At 59.1% G+C, this 21,825-nt stretch carries 19 protein-coding genes and 1 riboswitch; of the genes, 16 read left to right on the top strand and 3 right to left on the bottom strand.

Features of this window, described 5'->3' with window-relative positions:
* The first annotated feature begins 8 nt into the window (after positions 1 to 8).
* Genes nuoI through ACFOKJ_RS05195 form a run of 7 tightly spaced genes read left to right on the top strand, consistent with a single transcriptional unit; the run spans position 9 to position 6,873 of the window.
* Positions 9 to 488: an NADH-quinone oxidoreductase subunit NuoI gene (gene nuoI, locus ACFOKJ_RS05225; protein WP_197693963.1), complete on the top strand. Its 480-nt coding sequence runs from the start codon at positions 9 to 11 to the stop codon at positions 486 to 488.
* Between the two features lie 9 nt (positions 489 to 497).
* Positions 498 to 1,142, top strand: a complete 645-nt coding sequence (locus ACFOKJ_RS05220; protein ID WP_390277160.1) for an NADH-quinone oxidoreductase subunit J — start codon at positions 498 to 500, stop codon at positions 1,140 to 1,142.
* A 23-nt stretch (positions 1,143 to 1,165) separates the two neighbouring features.
* Entirely contained in the window at positions 1,166 to 1,471 is a 306-nt protein-coding gene (gene nuoK, locus ACFOKJ_RS05215) for an NADH-quinone oxidoreductase subunit NuoK (protein WP_174875937.1), read from the top strand.
* A 36-nt stretch (positions 1,472 to 1,507) separates the two neighbouring features.
* A complete protein-coding gene (gene nuoL, locus ACFOKJ_RS05210) occupies positions 1,508 to 3,556 on the top strand; it encodes an NADH-quinone oxidoreductase subunit L (RefSeq protein WP_390277158.1) in 2,049 nt (682 codons plus the stop codon).
* A 40-nt stretch (positions 3,557 to 3,596) separates the two neighbouring features.
* Positions 3,597 to 5,093 (top strand): NADH-quinone oxidoreductase subunit M, encoded by a 1,497-nt coding sequence (locus tag ACFOKJ_RS05205; RefSeq protein ID WP_390277156.1) that lies wholly within the window; start codon positions 3,597 to 3,599, stop codon positions 5,091 to 5,093.
* Between the two features lie 18 nt (positions 5,094 to 5,111).
* On the top strand, positions 5,112 to 6,566 hold the full coding sequence (gene nuoN / locus ACFOKJ_RS05200; protein ID WP_390277154.1) for an NADH-quinone oxidoreductase subunit NuoN: 1,455 nt from the start codon (positions 5,112 to 5,114) through the stop codon (positions 6,564 to 6,566).
* Between the two features lie 10 nt (positions 6,567 to 6,576).
* Complete coding sequence (locus ACFOKJ_RS05195) at positions 6,577 to 6,873, top strand: DUF2818 family protein (RefSeq protein ID WP_390277152.1); 297 nt, start codon at positions 6,577 to 6,579, stop codon at positions 6,871 to 6,873.
* 273 nt (positions 6,874 to 7,146) lie between these two features.
* Here ACFOKJ_RS05195 and ACFOKJ_RS05190 read toward each other — a convergent pair whose 3' ends face one another.
* Complete coding sequence (locus ACFOKJ_RS05190; RefSeq protein ID WP_390277150.1) at positions 7,147 to 8,013, bottom strand: lipid A biosynthesis lauroyl acyltransferase; 867 nt, start codon at positions 8,011 to 8,013, stop codon at positions 7,147 to 7,149.
* Between the two features lie 10 nt (positions 8,014 to 8,023).
* Complete coding sequence (locus ACFOKJ_RS05185; protein WP_390277148.1) at positions 8,024 to 8,908, bottom strand: lysophospholipid acyltransferase family protein; 885 nt, start codon at positions 8,906 to 8,908, stop codon at positions 8,024 to 8,026.
* Positions 8,909 to 8,978: 70 nt separating this feature from the next.
* Between ACFOKJ_RS05185 and metK the strand changes: the two genes are divergently transcribed.
* From metK to metF, 3 genes are all read left to right on the top strand, one after another.
* A complete protein-coding gene (metK, locus tag ACFOKJ_RS05180; protein WP_390277146.1) occupies positions 8,979 to 10,148 on the top strand; it encodes a methionine adenosyltransferase in 1,170 nt (389 codons plus the stop codon).
* 116 nt (positions 10,149 to 10,264) lie between these two features.
* A riboswitch (S-adenosyl-L-homocysteine riboswitch) is annotated at positions 10,265 to 10,329 on the top strand.
* 103 nt (positions 10,330 to 10,432) lie between these two features.
* Positions 10,433 to 11,833, top strand: a complete 1,401-nt coding sequence (ahcY, locus tag ACFOKJ_RS05175; protein WP_390277144.1) for an adenosylhomocysteinase — start codon at positions 10,433 to 10,435, stop codon at positions 11,831 to 11,833.
* Positions 11,834 to 11,970: 137 nt separating this feature from the next.
* Positions 11,971 to 12,807, top strand: coding sequence for a methylenetetrahydrofolate reductase [NAD(P)H] (gene metF / locus ACFOKJ_RS05170; RefSeq protein WP_390277142.1), 837 nt, complete (start codon positions 11,971 to 11,973; stop codon positions 12,805 to 12,807).
* Positions 12,808 to 12,860: 53 nt separating this feature from the next.
* On the opposite strand, the gene ACFOKJ_RS05165 is transcribed toward metF, so the two are convergent.
* Complete coding sequence (locus ACFOKJ_RS05165; protein ID WP_390277139.1) at positions 12,861 to 14,246, bottom strand: cryptochrome/photolyase family protein; 1,386 nt, start codon at positions 14,244 to 14,246, stop codon at positions 12,861 to 12,863.
* Between the two features lie 301 nt (positions 14,247 to 14,547).
* On the opposite strand from ACFOKJ_RS05165, the gene ACFOKJ_RS05160 reads away from it, so the two are divergent.
* From ACFOKJ_RS05160 to coaE, 6 genes are all read left to right on the top strand, one after another.
* The gene (locus tag ACFOKJ_RS05160; protein ID WP_390277137.1) at positions 14,548 to 15,516 is read left to right on the top strand and encodes a porin; all 969 of its coding nucleotides are present in this window, start codon (positions 14,548 to 14,550) and stop codon (positions 15,514 to 15,516) included.
* 729 nt (positions 15,517 to 16,245) lie between these two features.
* A complete protein-coding gene (locus ACFOKJ_RS05155; RefSeq protein WP_390277135.1) occupies positions 16,246 to 17,238 on the top strand; it encodes a porin in 993 nt (330 codons plus the stop codon).
* Positions 17,239 to 17,405: 167 nt separating this feature from the next.
* Complete coding sequence (pilB, locus tag ACFOKJ_RS05150; RefSeq protein WP_449369331.1) at positions 17,406 to 19,100, top strand: type IV-A pilus assembly ATPase PilB; 1,695 nt, start codon at positions 17,406 to 17,408, stop codon at positions 19,098 to 19,100.
* Positions 19,101 to 19,117: 17 nt separating this feature from the next.
* The gene (locus ACFOKJ_RS05145) at positions 19,118 to 20,338 is read left to right on the top strand and encodes a type II secretion system F family protein (protein ID WP_390277131.1); all 1,221 of its coding nucleotides are present in this window, start codon (positions 19,118 to 19,120) and stop codon (positions 20,336 to 20,338) included.
* Positions 20,338 to 21,192 carry a prepilin peptidase gene (locus tag ACFOKJ_RS05140; protein ID WP_390277130.1) on the top strand — a complete coding sequence of 285 codons (855 nt, stop codon included), beginning with the start codon at positions 20,338 to 20,340 and terminating at the stop codon, positions 21,190 to 21,192. Before ACFOKJ_RS05145 ends, ACFOKJ_RS05140 begins: the two co-directional genes overlap by 1 nt.
* Entirely contained in the window at positions 21,185 to 21,802 is a 618-nt protein-coding gene (coaE, locus tag ACFOKJ_RS05135) for a dephospho-CoA kinase (protein WP_390277129.1), read from the top strand. The genes ACFOKJ_RS05140 and coaE overlap by 8 nt, the downstream gene beginning before the upstream one ends.
* The last annotated feature ends 23 nt before the right edge of the window (positions 21,803 to 21,825 follow it).

The following is a 21,825-nucleotide window of genomic DNA, read 5'->3' as shown; positions in this document are numbered from 1 at the left end:
TGGAAATGATCCGCAACTTTTTCAAAACCTTCCTGCTGGTAGAACTGGTGCAGGGCCTGATGGTGACTGGTCGTCACTTCTTCGCCCGCAAGATCACCGTTCAGTTCCCGGAAGAGAAGACCCCGATCTCGCCGCGCTTCCGTGGCCTGCACGCCCAGCGCCGTTATGCCAACGGTGAAGAGCGATGCATCGCCTGTAAGCTGTGCGAGGCTGTGTGCCCGGCAATGGCCATAACCATCGAGTCGGAACAGCGCGACGACGGCACCCGCCGTACCTCGCGTTACGACATCGACCTGACCAAGTGCATCTTCTGTGGCTTCTGTGAAGAGGCCTGCCCGGTGGATGCCATTGTCGAGACCCACATTTTTGAATACCACGGCGAGAAGCGTGGCGACCTGTACTACACCAAGCCGATGCTGTTGGCGGTGGGTGACAAGTACGAGGCCGAGATTGCGGCCAACAAGGCCGCTGACGCCAAGTATCGCTAAGGGGGACCCATGAGCTTTCAGGCTGTCGTTTTCTATATTCTGTCGGCAATCCTGATCTTCGCGGGTTTCCGCGTGGTGACGGCGAAGAACCCGGTACACGCTGCGTTGTACCTGGTGCTGGCTTTCTTTACCGCTTCCGGCCACTGGCTGCTGCTGCAGGCCGAGTTCCTGGCCATTGCACTGGTACTGGTGTACGTGGGGGCGGTGACCGTGTTGTTCCTGTTTGTGGTGATGATGCTCGACATCAACGTGGAGAAGCTGCGCGCCGGGTTCTGGAGCCACTTCCCGCAGGCGGCCATCGTGGCGCTGATCATGATGGCCGAGATCATCCTGGTGCTGTCCAGCCCCGAGGCCGGTCTGTCCAAGGTGCAGCCGCTGGCTGACACCATGGCCAAGATCAGCAACGTGAAGGTGCTTGGCAGCCAGCTGTACACCACCTACCTGCTGCCGTTCGAGGCCGCGGCGGTAATCCTGTTGCTGGCCATGGTGGCAGCCATCGGTATTACCCAGCGTCAGCGCAAGGACAGCAAGGCAATGGATCCGGGGATGCAGGTGCGTGTCCGTCGCGACGATCGCGTACGTATCGTCAAGATGGATGCGGTGAAGCCGGAAGCGGCTGCTGCATCCGAGTCTAACAACGAGCAACAGGCCTGACGGCCGTAACAACGGGAGTAAACGTGCTTACACTGACTCACTTCCTGGTGCTGGCCGGCATCCTGTTCGCCATCAGCGTGCTGGGTATTTTCCTGAACCGGAAAAACCTCATCGTGCTGTTGATGGCCATCGAATTGATGCTGCTCGCGGTGAACTACAACTTCATCGCCTTCTCGCACTACCTGTCGGATTCGGCAGGGCAGATTTTCGTCTTCTTCATCCTGACCGTGGCGGCCGCCGAATCGGCAATCGGCCTCGCGATCCTGGTGGTGTTGTTCCGTAACCTGAACAGCATCAACGTGGAAGACTTGGGCAGCCTCAAAGGCTAACAAAACCGGATTTCAATACTAAAAAGCACGACAAACATGGATATGAAGAGCTTATACCTGCTGATTGCGCTCTCACCGCTGGTGGGGTCGCTGATTGCAGGCCTGTTTGGCTGGGCGATTGGTCGCCGTGCTGCCCACGTTGTGACGATTCTCGGCGTGGCGGTATCGGCGGTGCTTTCGATCGGAGTACTGAAGGGCTTCCTTGATGGCAGCGCCCAGGTATTCAACGGCCCTGTGTACACCTGGCTGACGGTAGGGGGGTATGAATTCTCCGTCGGTTTTCTGGTGGATTCGCTGACCGCAATGATGCTGGTGGTGGTAACCAGCGTGTCGCTGATGGTGCACATCTACACCATCGGCTACATGCAGGAAGATCCTGGCTACCAGCGCTTCTTCAGCTACATCTCGCTGTTCACCTTCTCGATGCTGATGCTGGTGATGTCCAACAACTTCATCCAGCTGTTCTTCGGCTGGGAAGCGGTTGGTCTGGTGTCCTACCTGCTGATCGGCTTCTGGTTCAAGCGTCCGACCGCGATCTTCGCCAACCTGAAGGCGTTCCTGGTCAACCGCGTGGGTGACTTCGGTTTCCTGCTGGGCATCGGCCTGGTGCTGGCCTACTTCGGCGGCTCGCTGAACTACAGCGATGTGTTCGCCGCTGCACCGAAGCTGGCGGATGCCACCATCGAGCTGATCCCGGGCGTACAGTGGTCGCTGCTGACGGTAACCTGCATCCTGCTGTTCATCGGCGCGATGGGTAAATCCGCCCAGTTCCCGCTGCACGTGTGGCTGCCGGACTCCATGGAAGGCCCGACCCCGATCTCGGCACTGATTCACGCCGCAACCATGGTTACCGCCGGTATCTTCATGGTGTCGCGCATGAGCCCGCTGTACGAGATGTCCGACGTAGCGCTGAACGTGGTGATGACTGCCGGTGCCATCACCGCGCTGTTCATGGGCTTCCTCGGCGTGGTGCAGAACGACATCAAGCGCGTGGTGGCTTACTCCACTCTGTCGCAGCTGGGTTACATGACCGTGGCACTGGGCGCTTCCGCCTACTCGGTGGCCATGTTCCACGTGATGACTCACGCCTTCTTCAAGGCGCTGCTGTTCCTTGGGGCCGGTTCCGTGATCATGGGCATGCACCATGACCAGGACATGCGCAATATGGGCGGCCTGCGCAAGTACATGCCGATTACCTGGATTACCTCGCTGCTGGGTTCGCTGGCGCTGATCGGTACCCCGTTCTTCTCCGGCTTCTACTCGAAGGACTCCATCATCGAGGCGGTGCACGCATCGCACCTGCCGGCTGCCGGTTTTGCCTACTTCGCCGTTATCGCTGGCGTGTTCGTGACTGCCTTCTACTCCTTCCGCATGTACTTCCTGGTTTTCCATGGCAAGGAACGCTGGATGGAAAACCATGGCGAGCACGCTCACCACGGTGATCACGACGATGAAGAACCGTCCGATGACCATCATCACGGCCTGGGCCCGAACGACAAGCCGCACGAAAGCCCGTGGGTAGTGACCCTGCCGTTGCTGCTGCTGGCCATTCCGTCGGTAGTGATTGGCTTCTTCGCCATTGATCCGCTGCTGTACGGTGATTTCTTCAAGGGCGTGATTCACATCAATCACGAGCTGCACCCCGCACTGGAAGAAATGGGTCACGAGTTCCACGGTCCGGTGGCCATGGCCCTGCATGCGCTGTCCACTCTGCCGTTCTGGTTGGCCGCAGCCGGTGTTGCCGTAGCCTGGTTCTTCTACATGAAGGCACCGCAGATTCCTGCCGCCATCAAGCAGAAGTTCTCCGCCGTGCATACCCTGCTGGAAAACAAGTACTACCTGGATGAAATCTACTTCGCCGTATTCGCCAAGGGCTCGCGCCTGCTGGGTACTTTCTTCTGGAAAGTCGGCGACATGCTGCTGATCGACGGCCTGCTGGTGAATGGCAGCGCACGTCTGGTGGGTTTCTTCTCCGGCGTGGTACGCAAGCTGCAGACCGGTTTCATCTACAGTTACGCGGCCATCATGATCGTTGGCGTGCTGGTGCTGATGACCTACTGGTTGAAGCCGCTGATCCTGCGCTAAGGGTCGGTTACCGGAATCGCAAAAAGAATAGGTTATCGATATGTTTGCTAATAACTTGAGTCTGGTGATCTGGGCTCCTATCGTGGCCGGCCTGCTGGTGCTGGCCACCGGGGGGGACCAGCGGGCGCCCCTGGCGCGCTGGCTGGCTCTGGCCGGCGCCCTGGTCGGCTTCCTGGTGTCGCTGCCCTTGTTCACCGAGTTCAACAATCTGCATGGCGGCATGCAGTTTGTGGAAAAGATGCCGTGGATCGCGTCGCTGGGCATTAACTACCACCTGGGTGTGGACGGCATTTCCATGCTGTTCATCGTGCTGAACAGCTTCACCACCCTGATGGTGGTGCTGGCTGGCTGGGAAGTGATCCAGAAGCGCACCGCGCAATACATGGCGGCGTTCCTGATCATGTCCGGCCTGATCAACGGTGCCTTCGCCGCACTGGATGCCATCCTGTTCTACGTGTTCTTCGAGGGCATGCTGATCCCGATGTACCTGATCATCGGCGTCTGGGGTGGTCCGCGTCGCGTGTATGCATCGGTCAAGTTCTTCCTGTACACCCTGCTGGGTTCCCTGCTGATGCTGGTAGCGTTCATCTACCTGTATTTCCAGGCTGGCAAGACCTTCGATATCGCTGCCTTCCAGGCACTGGTGAAGATTCCGCGTGAAGTGCAGATCCTGCTGTTCATCGCTTTCTTCCTGTCCTTCGCGGTGAAGGTGCCGATGTGGCCGGTACATACCTGGTTGCCGGATGCCCACGTGGAAGCGCCGACCGGTGGCTCCATGGTCCTGGCTGCCATCACCCTGAAGATCGGTGCCTACGGTTTCCTGCGGTTCGCCCTGCCCATCGTGCCGGATGCGTCGCTGCAACTGGCGCCGGTGATCGTGGTGCTGTCGCTGGTGGCAGTGGTGTACATCGGCCTGGTTGCTCTGGTTCAGACCGACATGAAGAAACTGGTGGCTTACTCCTCCATTTCGCACATGGGCTTCGTGACCCTGGGCATGTTCCTGTTCACCGGCAGCAACCTGAACGCGTGGGCTGTTGAAGGCGCGCTGGTACAGATGGTGTCGCACGGTTTCGTGTCTGCCGCCATGTTCTTCTGTATTGGTGTGATGTACGACCGCGTGCACAGCCGCAACATCGCCGATTACGGCGGTGTGGCCAACAAGATGCCGATCTTCGCTGCTTTCATGATGCTGTTTGCCATGGCCAACTCCGGTCTGCCGGCTACCTCCGGTTTCGTCGGCGAGTTCATGGTGATCATGGGCGCGGTACAGGTGAATTTCTGGGTTGCCGCGCTGGCTGCCACCACCCTGATCTTCGGCGCTGCCTACACCCTGTGGATGTACAAGCGCGTGATCTTCGGTGATGTCGGCAATGACCACGTGGCCGAGCTGTCCGACGTCAACAAGCGTGAGTTCCTGGTGCTGGCCATCCTGGCGCTTGCCGTACTGGGCATGGGTCTGTACCCGCAGGCTTTTGTCGAGAAGATGCACCTCTCCGTCAACGACCTGATCGCGCATGTTGCGATCAGCAAGCTCTAAGCCTACAAGGACAACGCAATGAATTGGGCTGATCTCAACCTGATGCCGGCATTGCCCGAGATGTTTCTGCTCGGAGCATTGCTGGTCATCCTGATGCTGGATCTGTTTATTTCGGATGCCAAGCGCGCCATCACCTACGGTCTTACCCTGGTGACTCTGGCGGTTTGTGCCTTCCTGCAGATCAATACTTTTGAACCGTTCGCCAGTTACACCTTCAGTGGCATGTTTGTGGATGATCCACTGTCCGACATCGTCAAGGTGGCGATGTACGGCGTGACTGCTACCGTACTGGTGTATAGCCGCCAGTACCTGCTGGATCGCGGCCTGTTCAAGGGCGAGTACTTCACCATGGCACTGTTCGCGCTGCTGGGCATGAACTTCATGGTCTCGGCCAGCAACTTCGTCAGCCTGTACCTGGGTCTGGAGCTGCTGTCGCTGGCGCTGTATTCGCTGATTGCGCTGCAACGTGAGTCGGCCGCGGCTACCGAATCGGCGATGAAGTACTTCGTGCTGGGCGCGCTGGCTTCCGGCCTGCTGCTGTACGGCATGTCCATGCTGTACGGTGCTACCGGCTCGCTCGACCTGGCGCTGATTGCCAAGTCCATCGCCTCCGGTCAGGCCAACGAGACCCTGCTGGTATTCGGTACTGTGTTCATCGTTGCCGGCCTGGCGTTCAAGCTGGGTGCGGTACCGTTCCACATGTGGGTGCCGGACGTTTACCACGGTGCGCCGACTGCGCTGACGCTGATGATCGGCGCCGCGCCGAAGCTGGCCGCATTCGTGTTCGTGCTGCGCATCCTGGTGCAGGGCATGGGCGCACTGGTGGCCGACTGGCAGGGCATGCTGATCATCATCGCCGTGCTGTCGATGGCGATCGGTAATATCACCGCCATTGCCCAGACCAACCTCAAGCGCATGCTGGCGTACTCCACCATCTCGCACATGGGTTTCCTGCTGCTGGGCCTGATCGCCGGCAATCCGGAAGGCTATTCTGCCGCGATGTTCTACGCCATCGTCTACATACTGACCACGCTGGTGGGCTTCGGTATCCTGCTGGGCCTGTCCCGTGCCGGTTTCGAGTGCGAAACCCTGGACGATCTGAAGGGCCTGAACGGTCGCAACAGCTGGTATGCGTTGCTGATGCTGCTGGCACTGTTCTCCATGGCTGGTATTCCGCCGCTGGCTGGCTTCTACGCCAAGTTCGCGGTAATCCAGGCCATCGTGAACATCAACTTGGTGTGGCTGGCGGTGGTAGCGGTGATGATGTCGCTGATTGGTGCCTTCTACTACCTGCGTGCCGTGAAAGTGATGTACTTCGACGACGTACAGGACAACAGCCCGATCTCCATGTCCGGTGACATGAAACTGGTGCTGTCGGTGAACGCCGTGGCGCTGCTGGTGCTGGGCATGATGCCGGAACGCCTGGTGGCACTGTGTGTCGAAGCGATGAAACTGTCGCTCACCGCCCTGTAAGGAATCGTTTGTGGAAACCAGCGTTATCGTGCTGTTGCTTACCGCCTTTGTTGCGGCCAATCTGCCCTTTGTCAGCAATCGTGTTGCCGGCTTCAAGCGCGTGGCCAACAAGCACTTTGGCTGGCATTTGCTGGAACTGGTAACGCTGTTTCTGCTGCTGGGCGCGCTGGCGCGCTGGCTGGAAGGTCGTCTTGCACCGGTACATGTGCAGAACTGGCAGTTCTATGTGACAGTCGGTGCGCTATTCATCGTGTTTGCCTTCCCCGGCTTCGTGGCACGCTATTTCTGGCGCAAGCGCAGCAGCTGAGCTTTCCGCCGCAATCGAAACAGCCCGCAACTGCGGGCTGTTTTGCTTTGTGCTCGACAACGCTGGCGGGCAGGGCACGGGGGGGCTTGCCTGTCTTCAGCTGCCATTCACCCTGCGCCTCGCTGCTACTGGGGCCCGGCTTGCGGCACAAGGTAAGCAGTAGCCGGCACTGTAACGCTCAAGTGCTCGCCATCAATAGCAGAAGCCAGCTGCGGCGAAAGCGACAAAAAAGGCCAACCCGCCAAGGGTTGGCCGCTTACATTTTGTGCCGTATCAGTACAGCTTGGGCTGGCCGGGCGGGCGGGTCTTGAAGCGCTTGTGCAGCCAGAAGTACTGCTCCGGTGCTTCCAGAATGCGCTGCTCCAGGAAGGCATTCATCGCTCGGGTATCGGCAGTGAGGTCGTCGCTGGGAAAGTTTTCCAGCGGCGGGTGGATGTCCAGTACGAACTTGCTGCCTTCACGGCGGGCAATCGCCGGTACCACCCGGGCCTTGGCCAGCGTGGCGATGCGCGATAAACCGGTGATGGTGGCGGCATCGGTAGCAAAGAATTTCACGAATACCGAGTCGCGTGGGCCGAAGTCCTGGTCCGGCAGGTACAGGAACGGCGTGTGCTCCTTGCGCATCGCCTTGATGATGCTGCGCAGGCTTTCCTGACGCGACACGATGTAGGCATTGTCGAAGCGATTGCGCCCCTTGTAGAACTGCGCATCGAGCACCTTGTTCTTCTGGTGTGAGTACACGCTTACCAGCGGTACTTCCAGGTTAAGGCGCAGCGCGCAGATCTCGAAGGCAACGAAGTGCGGGTAGAACAGGATCACGTCCTCACCCGCCTCGCGCAGCCGGGTCAGATGTTCCAGGCCGCGAATCTCCACCAGCTGGCGCAGGCGCTGTGGTGACGACCACCACACCACGCCGTACTCCAGCAGCAGTTTCATCATCTCCACACAATGGCGGCGGATCAGTCGGCGCCGTGCCTGCGGGCTCATGTCCGGGAAGCACAACCGCAGGTTCACCAGCCCGACGCGGCGTCGCTCCTTGGCCAGCAGGTAGACCAACTGCCCCAGCAGCCAGGCCAGGGCGTGAATGACGGGCAGGGGTAGCAGACGCAGCAGCCACAGCAAGGCCAGTGCTAGTTTCATGCGTGATCTTTCAAACAGATTCTGGAGCGGGCGGGGCGCCGGCAGGGCGCTTGTAGCGGTTGTAGCTCCACAGGTATTGGGACGGGAAGCGGGCGATCAGGCGCTCCACTTCGGCATTCAGTATTGCGGCATCCTGTTCGCGTTGGCCGCAGAACGGTTGTGACTGCGGCGCGATGTGTACCACGAAACCGCGGCCGTGCGGCAGGCGCTCACCGGTAAACCACAGCACGGCGACATTATCCATCTGGGCCAGGCGTGGCAGCAGGCTCATGGTAAAGGCTGGTCTGCCAAAGAATGGCGCCCAAACGCCTTCGCCACTACCAGGTACCTGATCCGGCAGGATGATGGTGGCTTCGCCGGACTTCAGCGCCTTCATCAGCAGACGTACACCGGTCGAGGTGGCGGGGGCTGTCTTGGTGCCACCCTGTTGACGGCCCGCGTTCATGATCGGTTCCAGCCAGGCCAGCTTCGGAGGGCGGTACATGGCGGTGAGCGCAAACGGCAGCCGTGTGCTGATATAGCGGCCGGCAATGTCGTAGCTGCCCAGGTGCGGGGTGACGAAAATCAGGCCCTTGCCGGCGGCCAGCGCCGCCTCGACGTGCTCCCAGCCGTGGCAGGCTTTTACCAGTTGATCGATATAGGCAGGCTGGCGGCACCAGGCGATGGCCAGCTCCAGCGCGCCCTTGCCGGTTTCAGCGGCGCTCTGTTTGACGAGCTGTTCACAAACCTGATAACTTCCAGCGGTTTTACTGTTCGCAACGTTCGCGCGTATTTGTGCGCGGAACTTGGGCGACAGCCAGTACATGGCGCGCCCCAGCAGACTGCCCAGCAAATGCAGTAGCGGCAGCGGTAAGGCGGCTAGCGCCTGCAGAACAACACGTGCGAGTCGGGTCATGGACTTGGACGGACAAAAAAACGCGCTATTTTATCACCAACTCACTGGCCATTTTCTGGAACCTAAGACAATGAGCGAATATCTTTTTACCTCGGAATCGGTATCGGAAGGTCATCCGGACAAGGTCGCTGACCAGATCTCGGACGCCATCCTGGATGCCATCCTGCGCGAGGACAAATACGCTCGCGTAGCTGCCGAAACGCTGGTGAATACCGGCCTCGTCGTGCTGGCTGGCGAAATCACCACTACGGCCAACGTTGATTACATCAAGGTAGCGCGCGACACCATCAAGCGCATCGGTTACGACAGCTCCGAGCTGGGCTTCGACTACCATGGCTGCGCCGTGCTGGTGGGCTACGACAAGCAGTCGCCGGACATCGCCCAGGGCGTGAACGAAGGTGAAGGCCTGGACCTGGAGCAGGGGGCTGGTGACCAGGGCCTGATGTTCGGCTATGCCTGCGACGAAACCCCGACGCTGATGCCGTTCCCGATCTACTACGCACACCGCCTGGTGCAGCGTCAGGCCGAACTGCGCAAGGATGGCCGCCTGCCGTGGCTGCGCCCGGATGCCAAGAGCCAGATCACCTGCGTATACGACAGCGCTACCGGCCTGCCCAAGCGTATCGACACCGTGGTGCTGTCTACCCAGCACAGCCCGGACATTGATCACAAGATCCTGACCGAAGCCGTAATCGAGGACATCATCAAGCCGGTACTGCCGCCGGAGATGATCACCGCCGAGACCAAGTTCCTGATCAACCCGACCGGCCGTTTCGTGATTGGCGGCCCGATGGGCGATTGCGGTCTGACCGGCCGCAAGATCATTGTCGACACCTACGGCGGTGCCGCACCGCACGGTGGTGGCGCCTTCTCCGGCAAGGACCCGACCAAGGTTGACCGCTCCGCCGCCTACGCCGGCCGCTACGTGGCCAAGAACATCGTGGCTGCCGGCTTGGCACGCCAGTGCCAGATCCAGGTTTCCTACGCCATCGGCGTGGCGCAGCCGACCTCGATTTCGGTGGATACCTTCGGCACCAACGTGATCCCGAACGAGCAGATCGTGGAGCTGGTGAAGCGTCACTTCGACCTGCGCCCGAAAGGTATCGTGCAGATGCTGGACCTGCTGCGCCCGATCTATACCAAGACCGCCGCATACGGCCACTTCGGCCGCGAAGAGCCGGAGTTCACCTGGGAACGTACCGACAAGGTAGAAGCGCTGCGCGCCGACGCCGGTCTGTAAGTCCATCCCTGCCGTAAAGCAAACCGCCAGCCTGTGCTGGCGGTTTTTGTTTTTGCTGGGGCAGAAGGTTGGCCGCAAGCTACGGTAAAGCCCGGAAAAATCACGTATAATCGCCCGATTCCGGGGAGCGCTGCGAGGCTACGCCCCAGGCCCGGAACCTTCAAAACGGCGCTCACCTGCTATTTGGCTGGCTGCTTCCCGACCGGAGGCCGCCAGGAACCCGTGCCGGGCACGGGATGCGCGGGTGAGCCATCCCTCCCGGCCTTCGTGAAAAGGATTGCACGATGGCTGAATTCAAAGACTACGTAGTCGCCGACATCAATCTGGCCGCCTGGGGCCGTAAAGAACTCAATATCGCCGAAACCGAAATGCCGGGCCTGATGGCGATCCGCAAGGAATACCAGCACGCGCAGCCGCTGCGTGGCGCCCGCATCGCCGGTTCGCTGCACATGACCGTGCAGACCGCTGTGTTGATCGAGACCCTGACCGCGCTGGGCGCCGAAGTGCGCTGGGCGTCGTGCAACATCTTCTCCACCCAGGATCACGCTGCCGCTGCCATCGCTGCGGCCAACATCCCGGTATTCGCCTTCAAGGGCGAGAGCCTGGATGAATACTGGGAATTCAGCCACAAGATCTTCGAATGGCCGGAAGGTCAGCCGGCGAACATGATCCTGGACGACGGCGGCGACGCTACCCTGCTGCTGATGCTGGGCAGCAAGGCGGAGAAGGATCTGGGCGTGATCAGCCACCCGAGCAACGAGGAAGAAACCGCGCTGTTTGCCGCCATCAAGCGCTACCTGGCCATCGACCCGCAGTGGTACTCCAAGCGCCTGCAGCATATCCGCGGCGTGACCGAGGAAACCACCACCGGCGTACATCGTCTGTATCAGCTGGAGAAAGACGGCGCGCTGCCGTTCCCAGCATTCAACGTCAACGACTCGGTAACCAAGTCCAAGTTCGACAACCTGTACGGCTGCCGCGAGTCGCTGGTGGACGGCATCAAGCGCGCCACCGACGTGATGATCGCTGGCAAGGTAGCGGTAGTGCTGGGTTACGGCGATGTGGGCAAGGGTTGTGCACAGAGCCTGCGTGGCCTGGGCGCTACCGTGTGGGTTACCGAAATCGACCCGATCTGCGCGCTGCAGGCGGCGATGGAAGGCTACCGCGTGGTACGCATGGATGAAGTGGCCGACCAGGCCGACATCTTTGTTACCACCACCGGCAACGTGGGCGTAATCACGCATGAGCACATGAAGCGCATGCGCAACAACGCCATCGTGTGCAATATCGGTCACTTCGACAGCGAGATCGAAGTTGCCTCGCTGCGCCAGTACCAGTGGGAAAACATCAAGCCGCAGGTGGATCACATTATCTTCCCAGACGGCAAGCGCATTATCCTGCTGGCCGAAGGCCGTCTGGTGAACCTGGGCTGCGCCACCGGCCACCCGAGTTTCGTGATGTCCAACTCCTTCACCAACCAGGTGCTGGCGCAGATCGAAATCTTCGCCAACGGCAGCCAGTACGGCAAAAAAGTCTACGTACTGCCGAAGCACCTGGACGAGAAGGTGGCACGTCTGCACCTGGAACGCATCGGCGCTCGCCTCACCGAGCTCTCCGACCAACAGGCCGCCTACATCAGCGTGCCGAAAGAAGGCCCATATAAGCCGGCACACTATCGTTATTGATATCTGATGTCGGTAAAAAGCGGGCAGGCAGCTAGAATCTCCTGCCCGCTTTTTTGCGGCCAAGGTTGGCCGCAAGGCGACATGCGGCACAGACCGGTGCGCCCCAGGGAATCCAGAACACAGCGAGCAGAATTGCCATGACAGAACGCAAACAGACTTTCAGCTTCGAATTCTTTCCGCCGCGCTCGGCCGAGGGGATGAGCAAGCTGCGTACTACCCGCCAGCAGCTGGCGCAATTCAAGCCGGAATTCTTCTCCGTTACCTTCGGTGCCGGCGGCACCACCCGTGAAGGCACGCTGGCCACGGTGCTGGAGATCCGTAACGAGGGCCATGCCGCAGCACCGCATCTATCCTGCATCGGCTCCACCCGCGACAATATCCGCGCCATCCTCAATGAATACCGTAACCACGGCATCCGCCATATCGTGGCGCTGCGTGGCGACATGCCGTCCGGCATGGTGGAGGCGGGAGAGTTTCGCTACGCCAACGAACTGGTGTCCTTCATCCGCGAAGAACACGGCGACCACTTCCATATCGAAGTGGCGGCGTATCCGGAGTTCCATCCGCAGGCGCGCTCTGCCGAAGACGACATGAACAATTTCGTGCGCAAGGTGAAAGCCGGCGCCAACTCGGCGATGACGCAGTACTTCTTCAACGCCGATTCCTATTTCCGCTTCGTGGACGAAGTGCAGTCGCGCGGAGTGGATGTGCCCATCGTGCCGGGCATCATGCCGATTGCCAACTTTGGTCAGCTGTGCCGCTTCTCCGACATGTGTGGTGCAGAAGTGCCGCGCTGGCTACGGCTGCGCATGCAGGCCTATATGGACGACACCGCGTCGATCCGCGCGCTGGGTCTGGATGTGGTGACCGAGCTGTGCGACCGCTTGCTCGCCAATGGTGCGCCAGGGCTGCACTTTTATACCCTCAATCAGGCAGGCATTGTTTCCACTGTGTGGCAACGACTTGGCCTGTAAACCCGACTGCTTATATCGACAGCCGTCCATGCAGGCGGCTGTTGTTTTTCGGGTTAGGGGGTGCGGCCAAACAACGCCAGCGCCAACTCGCGCTGTTGTGCGTGGTCGACGATGGGCTCCGGGTAGTCCTGTCCCAGCCGGAAACCGGCCGGCAGCGACTTTGCCAGCCAAGGCGCATGAATCGCCTTGTTGTCCAGCATGGCAAGCTCCGGCACATAACGGCGAATGAACTTGCCTTCCGGGTCGAATTTCTCCGACTGGGTCACCGGGTTGAAAATGCGGAAGTAGGGCTGGGCATCGCAACCGGTGGACGCCGCCCACTGCCAGCCGCCGTTGTTGGCCGCAAGGTCAAAGTCCAGCAGCTTGGCGGCAAAATAGGCCTCGCCGCGTCGCCAGTCGATCAGCAAGTCCTTCACCAGAAAGCTGGCCACGATCATGCGCAGGCGGTTATGCATATAGCCACTGTGATTCAGCTGCCGCATGGCGGCATCCACAATGGGGTAGCCGGTGCGCCCCTCGCACCAGGCCGCAAACCAGGCGTCCTCGCCTGGAAACGCCAAATCGCGGTACACCTCCTTGAAACTGGTTTCGGCCACCTGCGGAAAGTGCCATAGCAACTGCTGGTAAAACTCGCGCCAGATCAGCTCGTTCAGCCAGCACTCGGCGCCATCGCTGCCATCCGCCAGCGCCAGTGTCACCGCCTCGCGCACCGACAGGGTGCCAAAGCGCAGGTGTGCAGACAGATAGGACACACCTTTTATCGCCGGGAAGTCGCGGCAGCTGCGGTAATGCTTGAGACGCCGGCCAAAATCTTGCAGCAAGTCCAGTGCACCGCTGCGACCGGTGGCGACTTTCAAGCCTTCAAGACTTGCGCCGGCAAAACCGATGTCGGCGAGCGGCGGAAGTTGCTGTGCCGCCGGCACCGTAGCAATAGCGCCTTGCAACGGTGCTGGTACCGGCTCGGCCAGTAGGGCAGAGAAGCGTTTGCGCCAGGCCTTCATATAAGGCGTGAACATGGTATATGGCTTGCCCTGGCCAGTCAGGATCTCGTCACATTCAAAAATCACCTGATCCTTGCAACAGTGCAGGCTGCGCCCCTCCGCTGTGAGGCTGGCGGCTACCTGTGCATCGCGCTGGCGGGCATACGGCTCGTAGTCCCGGTTGCAGAACACCTGCTGGCAGTTCAACTCACGAGCCAACTGTGGAATCACCGTTGCCGGGTCGCCATGCAACACGCGTAAGCTGCCGCCATGCTGGCGCAGGGAGGTATCCAACTCCGCCAGAGCCGAGTGGATGAAGGCCAGTCGCCGATCATCGGCAGGAAGCTGCTGCAGGATGTTGCTGTCGAGCACAAATACACAATGGACTTGCGGACTGGATTGCAGCGCCTGGTACAGCGCAGTGTTGTCTGTGGCGCGCAAGTCGCGCCGAAACCACATAAGGGCAGCTGGATGTGACATGCGGAGAAAATCCGTGGTGTGAATGCAACGATGCGGTGGGGCGTGTTGCATTTTACTCTAGTTAACGATTGGTGCTTTTGTTAAAAAAACCATTTAAATCAAATGGATGCATTGCATTGGCATTTTGTTGACAGTTGGTGATTTTTTATTTTGCAACACACCTTTTATCGTCCCGAACAGACATCACCGCGATGACGGTGGTCTGGAAAGCCCCGGCTGGGGTGTTAACCACTGGCCACTTGAACACGGGCTACTTTCGCGACCTCTGAAAGGATTAAACATGAAGAAATTGATCGTACTGGCTACCCTGGCCGCGCTGCCGGCAGTTGCACTGGCGGACGTTACCATCTCTGGTTTGGTAGGTGTAAATGTTCAAAACGTTAAGTTGGGACATGCTGGTTCCGCGAACGACATGGGTAGCCAGGAAGGTGAAATCGACTTTGCTGGTTCTGAGAAACTGGGCAATGGTCTGAATGCTATCTGGAAATACAGCCACCAGTTCAATACAGATAACCGGGCTCCGGCAGATGAGAATCTGGAAACCTACATTGGTTTGTCAGGTGAGTTTGGCCGTATTCAATTGGGTGGAACCGATAATGCAGCACGTGAGATCAGTGCTGTAGGTCTAGCGGACCTGCCGACGGTATTTGGGGTGCATAAGGTTTCTGGTCAGAATGCCATTTACAAGTCCACTCGTCAGCGTCTGAAGGATGGTATTACCTACGTAGCGCCGAATTTCGGCAATTTGACCCTGGCGTTCTCCCATGCCATGAAGTCTGCGGATAATGGCATGGGCCATGCCAACAACGTGGCGGCTTTGTATGCCGTTAACGACATGCTGACCGTGGCTTACTCCGGCAACTTCACCAAGAAGCAGGTAAGTGGGAAGACTGATCGTGATCAGGAAGTAAACGCTGCTGCCGCTTTTGGCGATTTCGGGGTAAATCTTGGCTATGCCTGGAACAAGGACTATTCGAGTGCCGTTAACTATGAGAAGCGCCGGGCTGTAGCTGTTAGTGGTTCTTACACGCTGGGGGCAACCAAGCTGATCGTTGGCTGGTACAAGCAGTCGGACGGCAAGAAAGAAACTGGCGCGCGGGTTCTGGATGGCTACAAGAACTACAGCGTGGGCGTGGATTACTCCCTGTCCAAGCGTACCAATGTCGGTGTCGAGTGGGCGAAAGCTGACTACCGCGGGTCGGTTGCCGATGTTCGTGGCGTAGCTAGCTACCTGTACCACAAGTTCTAATTACCAGAAGCACTTGCTGTGAAAAGGCTGCCTCGGCAGCCTTTTTTGCGTCTTGCTGTCCCCGCATGTTCTGCTTGATCAGTTTCGAGAATTTGATTGTGTTCCAGTTATGCGGCCAATGTGTTCTGGTCTTGCAGGGCTGAGTCTGCCCGCCTGCTGATACGAGAGTCGCTGGCGTTGATTGCTGCATCACTCGCCATACCCATCCCCTGTCTTTTGCAACAGCACTGCAGTTTTGCCGCGTTAAAGCTGAGCTGCCTGACTGTTGCGTTCGTCATCCCGGCATATCGAACTGTCTGTAAAGGACACTGGCAAGTGTCTTTGCGGCGCTGACCGCAGTGCCGGCCGTAGTTCTTGACTTTTCCTCTTGGGCGCTGCCGCTCCAGCTTACTTCCTTGGCCGCGCTCAGCTTGTTCTCGCTGTTGTTTGTCTGGCCACGGCAGCAGACAATCTGTCGTGCTATCGCAACGAATCAGCGGGTAGTGGCTTGTTTGTTGCTCAGGGGCAACAGTGTTGTTTTTGCAGTGAAAAACTTAAAAAACAACAACTTACATTTGTTTGCTTTACTTGTCATTGCGTTTTTATGGGCGTCGATTTGTTTTTTTACAACGTCACGTTTATAGTCCGCTGCAGATACCGCCGGAATGCCGGTGGTCTGAACAGCCCTGCTGGAGCTTCGGCTCCGGAAAAATCCACGGGCAACCTTCGTGACCTCTGAAAGGAACACACATGAAAAAGCTGATCGTTCTGGCTACCCTGGCTGCCCTGCCGGCAGTTGCAATGGCTGACGTAACCATCTCCGGCCTGGTAGGCGTGGCTGTTACCAACGTTAAAACCGGCAATGCTGGTTCCGTTAATGACATGACCAGCCAGGAAGGCGAAGTTGACTTCTCCGGTTCCGAAGATCTGGGTAACGGCCTGAAGGCTATCTGGAAGTACAGCCACGTATTCAATACCGACAACCGCGCCCAGGCTGACACTAACTACGAAACCTACATGGGTCTGGCCGGTGGTTTCGGTCGCGTACAGCTGGGTGGTACCGACAACGCCGTACGTGAAATCGGCGCAGCCGGCCTGGCTGACCTGCCGACCGTATTCGGCGTGCACACCACTACCACTAGCGACGCTATCTACAAGTCCAGCCGTAAGCGTCTGAAAGACGGTATCACCTACGTAGCACCGACCTTCGGTGGCCTGACTGCCGCTATTTCCCACGGCATGAAGACCGCTGATAACAACGAAATGGACGGCGATACCGTTCTGGGTACCCAGTACGCAACCGCTCTGGCCGCCAAGTACGTTGTGAACGATATGTTCACCGTGGCTTACGCTGGTAACTTCACCAAGAACCAGTCCACCACCAAGACTGACCGCGCTCAGGAAATCAACGCTGCTGGTTCTTTCGGTGACTTCGGCCTGAACGTTGGCTACGCTTGGAACAAGTCCTACGAGTCCGCTTCCTCCTCCACCAAGCAGCACGCTGTTGCTGTGAGCGGTTCCTACAGCCTGGGCGCAGCTACCCTGATCGCTGGCTGGTACAAGCAGTCTGACTCCAAGACCGACGGCGTGAACAACGAAGACGGTTACAAGAACTACACTCTGGGTGCTGACTACGCTCTGTCCAAGCGCACCAACGTTGGTGTTGAATGGTCCAAGGAAGATCGTCGTGGTTCCGACAACGACGTACGTGGCTTCGCTACCTACCTGTACCACAAGTTCTAATCATCACTTGATGATTGGTTCAGTTGTGAAAAAGGCTGCTTCGGCAGCCTTTTTTTATTGCAGCCAGATGTTGGCGGGCATTGCCAAAACTGTGTCAGCCGTTAATATGCCGCTATAACCGTTAGCGAATGCAATTCATGCAAGTGGCAGGTAATCGTATGGAGACTATGGCCATATCCGGCTTGAGCAGGGCATTGGTGCAGAATGAGCTGTTGCTGGCCAGTGATGCGGAGAGCATCGTCAAGTTGGCGCAGACAGGTGGCATTTCTTTTGCCGAGCAGCTGGTACAGAGCAAGAAGATGTCGGCACTGGAGTTGGCGCAGTTTGCGGCCAACACCTTTGGCTTGCCGTTGTACGATTTGAGCCGCCACCAGCAGGATGCGGTGCCGCGTGGCCTGCTGGATGCCGATTTCATCGCCGCCAACCGCCTACTGCCCTTGTACCGTCGTGGCAACCGGCTGTTCGTGGCGGTGTCGGATCCGACGCAGTCCAGTGCACTGCATGCGATTACCTTCAAGACCGGGCTGACGGTCGAGTGCGTGGTGGTGGAAGACGACAAGCTGGGCGCACTGGTGGGGCGGTTAGCAGAGAGCAGCATGTCGGCCATCAACAACCTGGCGGCAGAAGAGTTCGGCGAACTGGAAATTGCGGATGCCGATGCTCCGCCTGCTGGCGATGCGTTGCCGGATGTAGATGACGCGCCGGTGGTGCGCTTTGTCAACAAGCTGATGGTGGATGCCATTACCGGTGGGGCCTCCGATATTCACTTTGAACCCTACGAAAAGTTTTATCGCATCCGTTACCGTATTGACGGGGTGTTGAAAGAGGTGGCGCAACCGCCACTGGCAATTAAGGAAAAGCTGGCATCGCGTATCAAGGTGGTGTCCAAGATGGACATCTCGGAAAAGCGGGTGCCGCAGGATGGCCGCTTGAAGCTGGTGCTATCGAAGAACAAGGCCGTGGATTTCCGGGTCAGCACTTTGCCGACGCTTTACGGTGAAAAGATCGTGATGCGTATCCTGGATTCGTCCGCCGCATCGCTGGATGTCGAGCAACTGGGCTTCGAGCCGGAGCAGAAGGAAATGCTGCTGCAGGCCATTGCCCGCCCTTATGGCATGGTGCTGGTGACCGGCCCGACCGGTAGCGGCAAGACGGTGTCGCTGTATACCTGCCTGAATATCCTGAACAAGCCGGACAGTAATATTTCCACCGCGGAAGACCCGGTGGAAATCAACCTGCCGGGCATCAACCAGGTCAACGTCAACGAGAAGGCCGGGCTGACATTTGCCTCGGCGCTGCGAGCCTTTCTGCGTCAGGATCCGGACATCATCATGGTGGGTGAGATTCGCGACTTCGAGACCGCAGACATCGCCATCAAGGCCGCACAGACCGGTCACCTGGTGTTTTCCACCTTGCATACCAATAATGCACCGGCCACGCTGAACCGTTTGCTGAACATGGGCGTGGCGCCGTTCAACATTGCCAGCTCGGTATTGCTGATCATGGCGCAGCGTCTGGCGCGCCGGCTGTGTCCGCAATGCAAGCAGCCGGTGGAGATACCGGAAAAGGCGCTGCTGCGCGCCGGCTTCCGCGCAGAGGAGCTGGATGGCAGCTGGACGCCTTACGGTCCGGTTGGATGTGACCACTGCAAGGGTTCCGGCTATAAAGGTCGTACCGGTATTTATGAAATCATGCCGATTACCGAGGCGATGATCCGTCTGATCATGAGTGACGGCAATGCGGTGCAGATTGCCGACCTGGCACGGGCGGAGGGTATGGTGGAGCTTCGGCGGGCCGGCCTGCTCAAGGTGATGCGCGGTATTACCTCCCTGCAGGAAATTGAAGCAGTAACCAACGAATAAGCCGACGGGGAAAGACAATGGCCGGAGCTGTAGGCAAGAAGCCGGAAGTACATATCTGGACGTGGGAAGGCAAGGACCGTACCGGCAAGGCGATACGTGGCGAGATCCGCGCCGAGTCCGAAGTGGTGGCCAAGGCGCAGTTGCGCCGCCAGGGTCTGAATGTCACCAAGGTAAGCAAGCGCAAGGTGAAGTTCGGGCAGAAGGTTACCGAAAAGGATGTAGCGCTGTTTACCCGTCAGCTGGCCAGCATGATGAAGGCTGGTGTGCCACTGCTGCAGGCATTCGATATTGCTGCCAAGGGGCATAGCAATGCGCTGTTTACCCGCATCCTGCTGGATGTGCGTGCCGAGGTGGAGGCGGGTAGCAGCCTGGCGGATGCTTTCCGCAAGTATCCGCTGTACTTTGACGGCCTGTTCTGCAACCTGATCGCTGCCGGTGAGACCGGTGGTGTGCTGGATGCGCTGCTGGAAAAACTGGCCATGTACAAGGAAAAAATTCTGGCCATCAAGGGCAAGATCAAGTCGGCGCTGGTGTACCCGGCGGCGATTATCGCTACTGCCTTTGTGATTACCGCGGTGATCCTGATTTATGTGATTCCGGCGTTCAAGGAGCTGTTTTCCAGCTTTGGTGCCGAGCTGCCCACGCCAACGCTGATCGTGATCGCCATGTCCGACGTATTCGTCGAGTACTGGTGGATGATCTTTGGCAGCCTGTTTGGCACCATCTGGGGCGTGGCGTATTCCTACAAGCGCTCGCAAAAGATGCAGGACGGGCTGGATCGCCTGATTCTGAAAGTGCCGGTGATCGGCGATGTGGTGCGCAAGGCCACCATCGCCCGCTGGTGCCGCACCTTGTCTACCATGTTTACCGCCGGCGTACCGCTGGTGGAGGCGCTGGATTCGGTAGGTGGGGCGGCCGGCAACAAGGTGTACGCCGATGCCACCAAGGTGATCCAGACCGAGGTAACCACCGGTTCGACGCTGAATGCCTCGATGCAGCGCAGCAACCTGTTTCCCAATATGGTGTTGCAGATGACCGCCATTGGCGAGGAGTCCGGTGCACTGGATGACATGCTGGACAAGATTGCCGACTTCTATGAAGAGGAAGTCGACAATGCGGTGGCCTCGCTGTCCAGCCTGCTGGAACCGATGATCATGATCATCCTTGGCGTGCTGATTGGCGGCCTGGTGGTGGCCATGTACATGCCGATTTTCAAGATGGGTCAGGTGGTGGGCTGATGCTGGATGCTGTGACAACTCTGCCTGCCGGCATGCAGATCGCGCTGGCCATGCTGCTGGGCCTGCTGATCGGCAGTTTCCTGAATGTGGTGATACATCGCCTGCCCAAGATGATGGAGCGGCAATGGTTGGCCGAATGCACCTCGCTGCAGGGTGGTGACGCCGGAGAGCAACCTCGCTACAACCTGTTCTACCCGCCGTCTGCCTGCGTGCATTGCCAGGCGCCGATCCGTGCCTGGCAGAATATTCCCGTGCTGAGCTTCCTGCTGCAGCGTGGCCGCTGTGCCAGTTGCGGTGGTGCCATTGCCTGGCGCTACCCGCTGGTGGAGCTGGTGTCCGGCCTGTTGCTGGCTGGCCTAGCCTGGCGCTGGGGCCTGGGTGGTTACTGGCTGTGGGCCAGCGGCTTTGCCCTGACGCTGCTGGTGCTGGCGGCAATCGATGCCGCTACCCAGTTGTTGCCGGACGATCTGACCTATCCCTTGCTGTGGGCTGGGTTGCTGTTCAATCTGGACAATGGCCACGTACCGCTGGAGCAGGCGGTGCTTGGCGCGGTTGTCGGTTACCTGGTGCTGTGGGGCGTGTACTGGCTGTTCAAGCTGGCTACCGGCAAGGAGGGCATGGGCTACGGCGATTTCAAGCTGTTGGCCGCATTGGGGGCCTGGCTGGGGTGGCAGATGATTCCGCTGATCATCCTGTTGTCGTCGTTGGTGGGGGCGATTGTCGGTATCGCGTTGCTGGCCAGGGGCAAGCAGGGTAGTGCGCAGCCTATGCCGTTCGGCCCGTATCTGGCGGCAGCCGGGCTGATCGCCTTCCTGTGGGGCAAGCCGATCGTGGCTTGGTATCTGGGTGCCTAGCCCGGTTGTCGGCCTCACCGGCGGCATCGGCGCCGGCAAGTCCACGGTAGAGAAACTGTTTGCCGGGCTGGGTATCCCCTGCGTGGATACCGATGCCATTGCGCACCAGCTGACGGCACCGGATGGCGCGGCGATTGCCGCCATCCGGGCTGCGTTTGGTGACGATGCCATCACTGCTGATGGAGCCATGAATCGTGCAGTGATGCGCACCCGCGTATTCGCCGACCCTGCAGAGCGTCATCGGCTGGAGGCCATCCTGCACCCGATGATCCGCGAGCAGAGCCTGCGCCAGCTGTCAGCCCTGCAGGCGCCTTATGTGTTGCTGGGCGTGCCGCTGTTGTTTGAAACCCGCTTGTTCGATGGCGTGATCCAGCGCAGCTTGCTGGTGGATTGTGCCGAAGAGGTGCAGCGGCAGCGGGTGATGGCACGCAGCGGGCTGGATGCGTCGCAGGTGGCTGCCATCATGGCGGCGCAGATGCCACGGGCGCAGCGCCAGCAGCTGGCGGACGATGTCATCGACAATAGTGGCGATGAGGCTGCATTGGCGCTTCAAGTCCATGACAAACACCGCTATTATCTAGCCTGCTTTGGCCTGCCGGCCCAGGCTTGACGTGACGAACCAACGGATACCCG

Source organism: Vogesella amnigena (assembly GCF_042648905.1).
Classification (GTDB): domain Bacteria; phylum Pseudomonadota; class Gammaproteobacteria; order Burkholderiales; family Chromobacteriaceae; genus Vogesella; species Vogesella amnigena.
This window is presented reverse-complemented; position numbering and strand designations above follow the sequence as displayed.